The sequence below is a fragment of the Streptomyces sp. NPDC050147 genome (genome assembly GCF_040660195.1).
Taxonomy (GTDB): domain Bacteria; phylum Actinomycetota; class Actinomycetes; order Streptomycetales; family Streptomycetaceae; genus Streptomyces.
Genome location: NZ_JBFALJ010000004.1, coordinates 382,810 through 391,832 on the forward strand (window position 1 = coordinate 382,810; position 9,023 = coordinate 391,832).

A 9,023-nucleotide genomic window follows, 5' to 3' on the forward strand; every position below is an offset into this window, starting at 1 on the left:
GGCTTCACTTCTCCTGGGACTTGAGCTCCGGGCGGCCGGGCTGCTCGCCGCCGCGCTCCTTGATGTACGTCTCGGTGGGGACCATCACCTTGCGGCGGAACACGCAGACCAGCGTGGAGTCCTGCTTGTAGCCCTTGGTCTCCACGTGGACGATCCCGCGGTCGGACTTGGACTTGGACGGGGTCTTGTCCAGGACCGTGGTCTCGCCGTAGATCGTGTCGCCGTGGAAGGTCGGCGCCACGTGCTTGAGCGACTCGACCTCCAGGTTGGCGATCGCCTTGCCCGAGACGTCCGGCACGGACATGCCCAGAAGCAGCGAGTAGATGTAGTTGCCCACGACGACGTTCTTCCCGAAGTCGGTCGTCTTCTCCGCATAGTTGCTGTCCATGTGGAGGGGGTGGTGGTTCATCGTCAGGAGGCAGAAGAGGTGGTCGTCGTACTCGGTGACCGTCTTGCCGGGCCAGTGCTTGTAGACGTCCCCGACGGTGAACTCTTCGTAGGTGCGGCCGAACTGCATCTCAGGCCTCCGGGATCTCGAACTTGGAGGTACGGGTCATGCCGGCGGCGCGCCCCTTGCCGGAGATGACGAGCGCCATCTTGCGGCTGGCCTCGTCGATCATCTCGTCGCCGAGCATCGCGGAGCCCTTCTTGCCGCCCGCCTCGGAGGTGTAGAAGTCGTAGGCGTCCAGGATCAGCTCGGCGTGGTCGTAGTCCTCCTGGGAGGGAGAGAAGACCTCGTTGGCGGCGTCGACCTGGCCGGGGTGCAGGACCCACTTGCCGTCGAAGCCGAGCGCGGCGGCGCGGTTCGCGACCTCGCGGTAACCGTCGACGTTCTTGATCTGGAGGTAAGGACCGTCGATCGCCTGGAGGTTGTTGGCGCGGGCGGCCATCAGGATCTTCATCAGGATGAAGTGGTAGGCGTCGGCCGGGTAGCCGGGCGGCTGCTCGCCGACGACCAGGGACTTCATGTTGATCGATGCCATGAAGTCGGCCGGGCCGAAGATGATCGTCTCGACGCGCGGGGACGCCTGCGCGATCGCGTTGACGTTGTTGAGGCCCTGCGCGTTCTCGATCTGAGCCTCGATGCCGATCTTGCCGACCTCGAAGCCCATCGTCTTCTCGATCTGGGTGAGCAGGAAGTCGAGCGCCACGACCTGGTCGGCGCTCTGCACCTTCGGCAGCATGATGCAGTCGAGGTTCTGGCCCGCGCCCTCGACGACCGTGACGACGTCGCGGTACGTCCACTCGGTCGTCCAGTCGTTGACGCGCACGACCCGCGTCTTGCCCGTCCAGTCGCCCTCGTTGAGGAACTTCACGATGGTGTGCCGGGCCTCCGGCTTGGCGAGCGGCGCGCAGGCGTCCTCCAGGTCGAGGAAGACCTGATCGGCGGGGAGGCCCTGGGCCTTCTCCAGGAAGCGCGGGTTCGACCCCGGGACCGCCAGACAGGAACGACGGGGGCGGAGACGGTTGATAGGCGCGGTCATGCGGGGACCTCCAGAGGGTCGAGCTGGTTCGCTTTCCGGATCTCGTCGACGATACGGCCGATGATCTCGGTGATGCCGAAGTCCTTGGGGGTGAAGACAGCGGCCACACCCGCCGCCTTCAGGTCCTCGGCGTCGCTGTTGGGGATGATGCCGCCCGCGATGACGGGGATGTCGGGCGCGCCCGCCTCGCGCAGGCGCACGAGGACGTCCGGTACGAGCTGCGCGTGCGAGCCGGAGAGGATCGACAGGCCCACGGCGTGCACGTCCTCGGCGATCGCGGCGGCCACGATCTCCTCCGGGGTGAGCCTGATGCCCTGGTAGACCACCTCGAAGCCGGCGTCACGCGCACGCACCGCGATCTGCTCGGCCCCGTTGGAGTGCCCGTCCAGGCCCGGCTTGCCCACCAGGAAGCGCAGCTTGCCGGTGCCGAGGTCGGCGGCGGTCTTGGCGACCTTGTCGCGGACCAGGGCCAGCGGCGTGCCCGCCTCCGCGGTGACGGTCACCGGAGCGCTGGAGACGCCCGTGGGCGCCCGGAACTCCCCGAAGACCTCCCGCAGGGCACCCGCCCACTCCCCGGTCGTCACACCGGCGCGTGCGCACTCCAGGGTGGCCTCCATGAGGTTGCCCGTGCCGGCGGCGACCTCCTTGAGCCGCTCCAGGGCCTTGCAGGGGCGCGGGTGGTTGAACGGCGGCTGGTAGCGGGTGTCGCGCCAGTGCTTGAGGGCGTTCACCACGCGGTTCTCGACGGCCGGGTCGACCGTCATGATCGCGGTGTCCAGGTCCGCGGTGAGCGGGTTCGGCTCGGTCGACTCGTAGGCGTTGACGCCGACGATCTTCTCCTCACCCGACTCGATGCGCGCCCTGCGCTCGGCGTGCGACGAGACCAGCTGCGACTTCAGGTAGCCGGACTCGACGGCGGCCATCGCGCCGCCCATCTGCTCGATGCGGTCCATCTCGGCGAGCGACTCCTCGACGAGGGACTCCACCTTGGCCTCGATGACGTGCGAGCCCTCGAAGATGTCCTCGTACTCCAGGAGATCGCTCTCCAGGGCGAGCACCTGCTGGATGCGCAGCGACCACTGCTGGTCCCACGGCCGGGGCAGCCCCAGGGCCTCGTTCCAGGCGGGAAGCTGCACGGCACGCGCGCGTGCGTCCTTGGAGAGCGTGACGGCCAGCATCTCAAGGACGATGCGCTGGACGTTGTTCTCGGGCTGCGCCTCGGTCAGGCCGAGCGAGTTGACCTGCACGCCGTAGCGGAACCGGCGTTGCTTGGGGTTGGTGATGCCGTACCGCTCGCGCGTGATCCGGTCCCAGATGCGGCCGAACGCCCGCATCTTGCACATCTCCTCGACGAAGCGGACGCCCGCGTTCACGAAGAAGGAGATACGGGCGACGACGTCACCGAACTTCTCCTCGGGCACCTGGCCCGAGTCGCGCACGGCGTCCAGGACGGCGACAGCGGTGGACATCGCGTACGCGATCTCCTGCACCGGAGTGGCCCCGGCCTCCTGCAGGTGGTAGCTGCAGATGTTGATCGGGTTCCACTTGGGGATGTGCGCCACCGTGTACGTGATCATGTCGGTGGTGAGGCGGAGGGAGGGCACCGGCGGGAAGACGTGCGTCCCGCGCGAGAGGTACTCCTTGACGATGTCGTTCTGCGTCGTCCCCTGGAGCTGCGTGATGTCCACGCCCTGCTCCTCCGCGACCACCTGGTAGAGCGCCAGAAGCCACATGGCGGTGGCGTTGATCGTCATCGAGGTGTTCATCTGGTCCAGGGGGATGTCCTGGAACAGGCGCCGCATGTCGCCGACGTGCGAGACCGGGACGCCTACCCGGCCGACCTCACCGCGGGCGAGGATGTGGTCCGGGTCGTAGCCGGTCTGCGTGGGCAGGTCGAACGCGACCGACAGGCCCGTCTGGCCCTTGGCCAGGTTGCGCCGGTACAGCTCGTTGGACGCCTCGGCCGTGGAGTGACCGGCATAGGTACGCATGAGCCACGGCCGGTCCTTCTGACGCTCTGTCATGTGCGAACCCTCAGCCTCAGACGTTCCGGAAGCGGTTGATGGCGTCGATGTGCTTGGCCCGCATCTCCGGGTCGCGCACGCCGAGACCCTCCTGGGGCGCGAGGGCGAGGACGCCGACCTTGCCCTGGTGGAGGTTGCGGTGCACGTCGTAGGCGGCCTGCCCGGTGTCCTCGAGCGAGTAGACGCGGGAGAGGGTGGGGTGGATCTTGCCCTTGGCGATGAGGCGGTTGGCCTCCCACGCCTCGCGGTAGTTGGCGAAGTGCGAGCCGATGATCCGCTTCAGGGACATCCACAGGTAGCGGTTGTCGTACTCGTGGTTGTAACCCGAGGTCGAGGCGCAGGTCACGATGGTGCCGCCCTTGCGGGTGACGTAGACCGAGGCGCCGAAGGTCTCGCGGCCCGGGTGCTCGAAGACGATGTCCACGTCCTCGCCGCCGGTCAGCTCGCGGATGCGCTTGCCGAAGCGCTTCCACTCCTTGGGGTCCTGGTTGTGCTCGTCCTTCCAGAACTTGTAGCCCTCGGCGTTGCGGTCGATGATCGCCTCGGCGCCCATCGCGCGGCAGATGTCCGCCTTCTGGTCGCTGGAGACGACACAGATGGGGTTGGCGCCGCCGGCCAGGGCGAACTGGGTGGCGTACGAACCGAGTCCGCCGCTCGCGCCCCAGATCAGGACGTTGTCGCCCTGCTTCATGCCGGCGCCGTTGCGCGAGACCAGCTGGCGGTAGGCGGTGGAGTTCACCAGGCCGGGCGATGCGGCCTCCTCCCAGCTCAGGTGGTCCGGCTTGGGCATGAGCTGGTTGGACTTGACCAGGGCGATCTCGGCGAGCCCGCCGAAGTTGGTCTCGAAGCCCCAGATGCGCTGCTCGGGGTCGAGCATCGTGTCGTTGTGGCCGTCGGAGGACTCCAGCTCGACGCTCAGGCAGTGCGCGACGACCTCGTCGCCCGGGTTCCACGCGTTCACGCCGGGTCCGGTGCGCAGCACGACGCCCGCGAGGTCGGAGCCGATGATGTGGTACGGCAGGTCGTGGCGCTTGGTGAGCTCCGACAGGCGGCCGTAACGCTCCAGGAAGCTGAAGGTGGACACGGGCTCGAAGATCGAGGTCCACACGGAGTTGTAGTTGACCGAGGAGGCCATCACGGCCACCAGGGCCTCACCCGGGCCGAGTTCGGGGACCGGCACGTCGTCCAGGTGAATCGACTTGCGGGGGTCCTTGTCGCGGGTCTCGAGCCCGGCGAACATCTCCGTCTCGTCCTTGTGCACGGTGATCGCGCGGTACGAGTCGGGGAGCGGAAGAGCGGCGAAGTCGGCGGACGAGGTGTCCGGCGACTGGATCGCGTCCAGGATTTCCTTCACGGTGATGCCTCCGGCGAAGTTCATGCCCCCTTTGAGGGGAGCACGCTCTTGAGGGTTACGTCGGGTGCTGCTGGTGCAGGTGGTGGAGGTGTGCCGTCGGTTCGGCGAAGGGTGATGCTCGGCAGCGCTTGGTGTGGCGCGGGAGGTTGCCTGTGACGCAGGCGTCCGGGCGCACAAGCCGTGGCTTGTGGGGACAGCCGGCGTACGGAAGTTCTCTGCACGCCGGCCGCCCGGACAACATCAACGTATGACACCGCGTGCCAGTCGGCAAGACACTGAGTGCCAGCAATTTTTGATAGATGATCGATCAGTGCAGGTCAGAGGGTGTGACGGCATGAAGAAGGGGGCGCTACCGGTGGGTAGCGCCCCCTCAAAAGCCGAGGACGAAAGGGTGGAAAAGGGGGCCTAGCGAGCCCCCGAGTGTCCTAGGAGTCCCGCTCCCGCAGCGCCTTCTCGATCGTCCGCATGATTTCGTCCAGCGGTGCGTCCGTCCGGGCCACGGTGACCAGGACATCGCCTCCGGTGCTCACCGAGGCCGCCGGAGCGGTGGTGGTGTCACGCCCCGCTCCGATGCCCGAACCGAAGGTCCTGCGGACGATGGCGAAGGCGTGGTCAAGCTGGGTCTCCACGTCGCCCTGGCCGCCCGCGCGGAGCCACCGGCGCAGCACGTGGTTGTGGGCTGTCACCACCGCCGAGGCGGCGACCTCAGCCAGGAGCGGGTCGTCGTTCCCGTCGTGGTGCGCCTGCTCGTCGAAGTGGCCCAGGAGATAGCGCGTGAAGAGCCGTTCGTAGCGAGCCACCGAGGCGATCTCCCGCTCGCGCAGCGTGGGGACCTCGCGCGTCAGGCGGTACCGCTCGACGGACACGGCGGGCGACGCCGCGTACATCTTCATGACTTCCTTGATGCCCCGGCACACCGTGTCGAGCGGGTGCTCGTGCGGCGGCGCCGCGTTCAGGACCGCCTCCGCCCGGATCAGCGTGTCGTCATGATCCGGGAAGATCGCCTCTTCCTTGGAGCGGAAGTGCCGGAAGAAGGTGCGCCGCGCGACACCGGCCTGCGCGGCGATCTCGTCGACCGTCGTCGCCTCGTACCCCTTGGACGCGAAGAGCTCCATCGCGGCGGCCGCCAGTTCCCTGCGCATCTTGAGGCGTTGGGCGGCGGCGCGGCTGCCGGCCGCGCTCTCGGGAGCGTCGGGCGTAGCGGGCGTACGTGAGGACTTGGCGGCCTTGGGCATGACCCGAACGTACTGCATATGCGCAGCCAGGTGCTCCTGCGGGACGGGGCCGCCCGACGGTTCGAGCAGCCCGCCCCAGTCGGTGCGCGGTCTGCCGTCAGGCGTGCCCCCGTCCGCTTCCGGCCTACCGTCGGGCATATTCGCGGAAGCCGCGGCCGGTCTTGCGGCCGAGGCAGCCCGCGGCCACCAAGTGTTCGAGCAGAGGGGCTGGAGCGAGGCCCGGGTCGCGGAACTCGCGGTGCAGGACCTTCTCGATGGCGAGGGAGACATCGAGGCCGACCACGTCCAGGAGCTCGAACGGGCCCATGGGGTAACCGCCGCCGAGCTTCATCGCGGCGTCGATGTCGTCGAGCGTCGCGTAGTGCTCCTGGACCATCTTGATCGCGTTGTTGAGGTAGGGGAAAAGGAGCGCGTTCACGATGAAACCGGCGCGGTCGCCGCAGTCCACCGGGTGCTTCTTGATGGTCGCGCAGACCTGCCGCACCGTGGCGTGCACGTCGTCGTCCGTGAGGACCGTGCGGACCACCTCGACCAGCTTCATCGCCGGCGCCGGGTTGAAGAAGTGCATGCCGATCACGTCACCGGGACGCGAGGTGGCACGGGCGCAGGCGACGACCGGCAGGGACGAGGTCGTGGTCGCCAGGATCGCGCCCGGCTTGCAGACCTTGTCGAAAGCCGCGAACAGCTGCTGCTTGATCTCCAGATCCTCGGCGACCGCCTCCAGGGCCAGATCGACGTCGGCGAACGCGTCGTACGTACCGGCCGGAACGATCCGGTCCAGCGTCTTGGCCGCGGTCTCCGCCGTCATTCGGCCCTTGTCGACGGAGCGCGAAAGGGACTTGGCGATACGGGACTTGGCCTTCTGCGCCTTCTCCTCGCTGCGCGCGGCGAGCACCACGTCGTAGCCGGCCTTCGCGAAGACCTCGGCGATCCCGGACGCCATGGTCCCGGATCCCGCGACACCGACCGAGCGGACGGTGCGCCCGCCGCCCTGCCGCCCGCCCTCCGGCGGGGTCAGCGCGTCCGGCACGACGACCGAACCGCCCGGCGCCGCTGCCTCGTCGTACGTGTAGAAGCCGCGCCCCGCCTTGCGTCCGGTCAGGCCCGCCTCGCTGAGCTGCTTGAGGATCGGGGCGGGTGCGTGCAGGCGGTCGTGGGACTCCGAGTACATCGCGTCCAGGACCGTGCGGGCGGTGTCGACGCCGATCAGGTCGAGCAGGGCCAGGGGGCCCATCGGAAGGCCGCAGCCAAGACGCATCGCCGCGTCGATGTCCTCCCGGGAGGCGTACTTCGCCTCGTACATCGCGGCGGCCTGGTTGAGGTAGCCGAACAGCAGGCCGTCGGCGATGAATCCGGGACGGTCGCCGACCGCGACGGGTTCCTTGCCGAGCGCGTACGCCAGGTCGGTGACGGAGGCGACGGCCGCGGGCGCGGTAAGGACGGACGACACCACCTCGACCAGCTTCATCGCCGGGGCCGGGTTGAAGAAGTGCAGCCCGAGGACCCGCTCGGGACGCTGCGATTCGGCGGCCAGACGGGTCACGGACAGCGCGTTCGTGCCGGTCGCGATGATCGTCTCGGGGCGCACGACGCCGTCGAGTTCACGGATGATCTGCTGCTTGATCTCGTACGACTCCGGGGCGACCTCGATCACCAGGTCGGCGTCGGCCGCGGCCTGCAGGTCGGTGAAGGTGCGGACACGGGCGAGCGCGTCACGCCGCTCGTCCTCGGTGAGCTGCTCACGGCGCACGGCCCGCGCGGTGGACGACTCGATGGCGGCGACGGCCTGGGCGCCCGCGGCCTCGCTGATGTCGATGCCGATGACCTCGCGTCCCGCGCGGGCCAGGACCTCGGCGATGCCGGTGCCCATCGTGCCGAGACCGATCACGGCGACGGTGTTCAAGGGAGTGTCCATGCGTGGACTCCAGGAAGTGAGTGACGACTGAGGGGCGCACGCGGTGCGCGGCAACGGCGGCGCGACGTACGGAAAGTGAGCTGCTGTGTGTCGTGATCGGGCGGCGAAGCGCGCACGCCCGTGAGGAGTCGACCGGCTCTGTCCCGGAGCCACGTCGTACTGGGTGGAGCTGAGGTGCTCGAAGCACCGAACCGACAAACACTCGCTCGCACCGGCTGCGTCACCAGGCCGCTGCGAGGTTCAGATACTGCTGACGGGGAGTGTGCCCCGCTCACATGAGATTAACCGGCGAGTAACGAGCGCGCCAGTCCCCAGGGTTTGTGATCTGTATCGCGGATAGGCTCCCGTCATGGACGTGGAGTTGCGCACGGTGACGGAACGCTTACGCCGCGAGGCGGGAGTCTCGGACAGCTACGAGAGGCTGGTCGCGACCGGCGATGTGGAGGAACTCGCGGAGGTGCTCGCCGCGGCGGGTCAGCCACTGTGGGCGCGGGAGCTGGCGGCGGTCCGGCTCGGCACCGCGGGGGACAGCCGCGCCTTCGAGTCGCTCGTGCTGCTCCTCAACCACCGGGACCCCTCACGCTGCGCGGCCGCCGCGTACGCGCTGGCCAGGCTGGGTGATCCACGTACGGCACGGGCGGCAGCGGCCCTGGCCACCAATGAGCTGCGCGTCGCCTACGCCCTCTACCCCGTGCGTCTGCTCACCGAGCTGCGCGCGCCCGAATCGGCGCCCGCCCTCATCACCACGCTGGGGCGCAGGCTCGCCCCGCACGATCCGTACGGCAAAATCGCGCTTGCCTGTGTGGAGGGCCTCGGCGCGCTGGGGGATCCGCGAGCCCGGCCCGTCCTGACGCAGGCATGCGGTTTCCCGCGCCTCGCGGCGGCGGCATCCGCGGCACTGGCCCGCCTGCCGGGTTACTGACCTTGTTGGCGTGATGTCGCGAGGGCTGACAAGTCTTGGTTTTCGCAGTAGGCCGGTCATATGAGGTATCCGCAAGGGGGTGGGCTGAC

7 protein-coding genes are annotated in these 9,023 nt (G+C 68.6%); 1 reads left to right on the plus strand and 6 read right to left on the minus strand.

Annotated elements, in window-relative coordinates; translation table 11 throughout:
- Nucleotides 1–4: 4 nt before the first annotated feature.
- The 6 genes from AB0I94_RS10230 to AB0I94_RS10255 all read right to left on the minus strand — a co-directional run bounded on the left by AB0I94_RS10230 (nucleotide 5) and on the right by AB0I94_RS10255 (nucleotide 8,012).
- A complete protein-coding gene (locus AB0I94_RS10230) occupies nucleotides 5–517 on the minus strand; it encodes a MaoC family dehydratase (RefSeq protein WP_363309018.1) in 513 nt (170 codons plus the stop codon).
- A gap of 1 nt (nucleotide 518) precedes the next feature.
- Nucleotides 519–1,484 carry a CoA ester lyase gene (locus AB0I94_RS10235; RefSeq protein ID WP_363309019.1) on the minus strand — a complete coding sequence of 322 codons (966 nt, stop codon included), beginning with the start codon at nucleotides 1,482–1,484 and terminating at the stop codon, nucleotides 519–521.
- Nucleotides 1,481–3,508: a methylmalonyl-CoA mutase family protein gene (locus AB0I94_RS10240; protein ID WP_363309020.1), complete on the minus strand. Its 2,028-nt coding sequence runs from the start codon at nucleotides 3,506–3,508 to the stop codon at nucleotides 1,481–1,483. Before AB0I94_RS10240 ends, AB0I94_RS10235 begins: the two co-directional genes overlap by 4 nt.
- Before the next feature lie 16 nt (nucleotides 3,509–3,524).
- Nucleotides 3,525–4,862 (minus strand): crotonyl-CoA carboxylase/reductase, encoded by a 1,338-nt coding sequence (gene ccrA, locus AB0I94_RS10245; protein ID WP_363309041.1) that lies wholly within the window; start codon nucleotides 4,860–4,862, stop codon nucleotides 3,525–3,527.
- A gap of 425 nt (nucleotides 4,863–5,287) precedes the next feature.
- Nucleotides 5,288–6,115 carry a TetR family transcriptional regulator gene (locus AB0I94_RS10250; RefSeq protein ID WP_361044330.1) on the minus strand — a complete coding sequence of 276 codons (828 nt, stop codon included), beginning with the start codon at nucleotides 6,113–6,115 and terminating at the stop codon, nucleotides 5,288–5,290.
- A gap of 106 nt (nucleotides 6,116–6,221) precedes the next feature.
- Nucleotides 6,222–8,012 (minus strand): 3-hydroxyacyl-CoA dehydrogenase family protein, encoded by a 1,791-nt coding sequence (locus AB0I94_RS10255; RefSeq protein ID WP_363309021.1) that lies wholly within the window; start codon nucleotides 8,010–8,012, stop codon nucleotides 6,222–6,224.
- Nucleotides 8,013–8,361: 349 nt separating this feature from the next.
- On the opposite strand from AB0I94_RS10255, the gene AB0I94_RS10260 reads away from it, so the two are divergent.
- Entirely contained in the window at nucleotides 8,362–8,934 is a 573-nt protein-coding gene (locus AB0I94_RS10260; protein ID WP_363309022.1) for an adenylosuccinate lyase, read from the plus strand.
- Nucleotides 8,935–9,023: the final 89 nt, after the last annotated feature.

Excerpts from the sequence above, each read along its gene's own strand:
- AB0I94_RS10260 (WP_363309022.1), top strand. The coding sequence starts at position 8,362 with ATGGACGTGGAGTTGCGCACGGTGACGGAACGCTTACGCCGCGAGGCG.
- AB0I94_RS10235 (WP_363309019.1), bottom strand. The coding sequence starts at position 1,484 with ATGACCGCGCCTATCAACCGTCTCCGCCCCCGTCGTTCCTGTCTGGCG.
- AB0I94_RS10230 (WP_363309018.1), bottom strand. The coding sequence starts at position 517 with ATGCAGTTCGGCCGCACCTACGAAGAGTTCACCGTCGGGGACGTCTAC.
- AB0I94_RS10255 (WP_363309021.1), bottom strand. The coding sequence starts at position 8,012 with ATGGACACTCCCTTGAACACCGTCGCCGTGATCGGTCTCGGCACGATG.
- AB0I94_RS10250 (WP_361044330.1), bottom strand. The coding sequence starts at position 6,115 with ATGCAGTACGTTCGGGTCATGCCCAAGGCCGCCAAGTCCTCACGTACG.
- AB0I94_RS10240 (WP_363309020.1), bottom strand. The coding sequence starts at position 3,508 with ATGACAGAGCGTCAGAAGGACCGGCCGTGGCTCATGCGTACCTATGCC.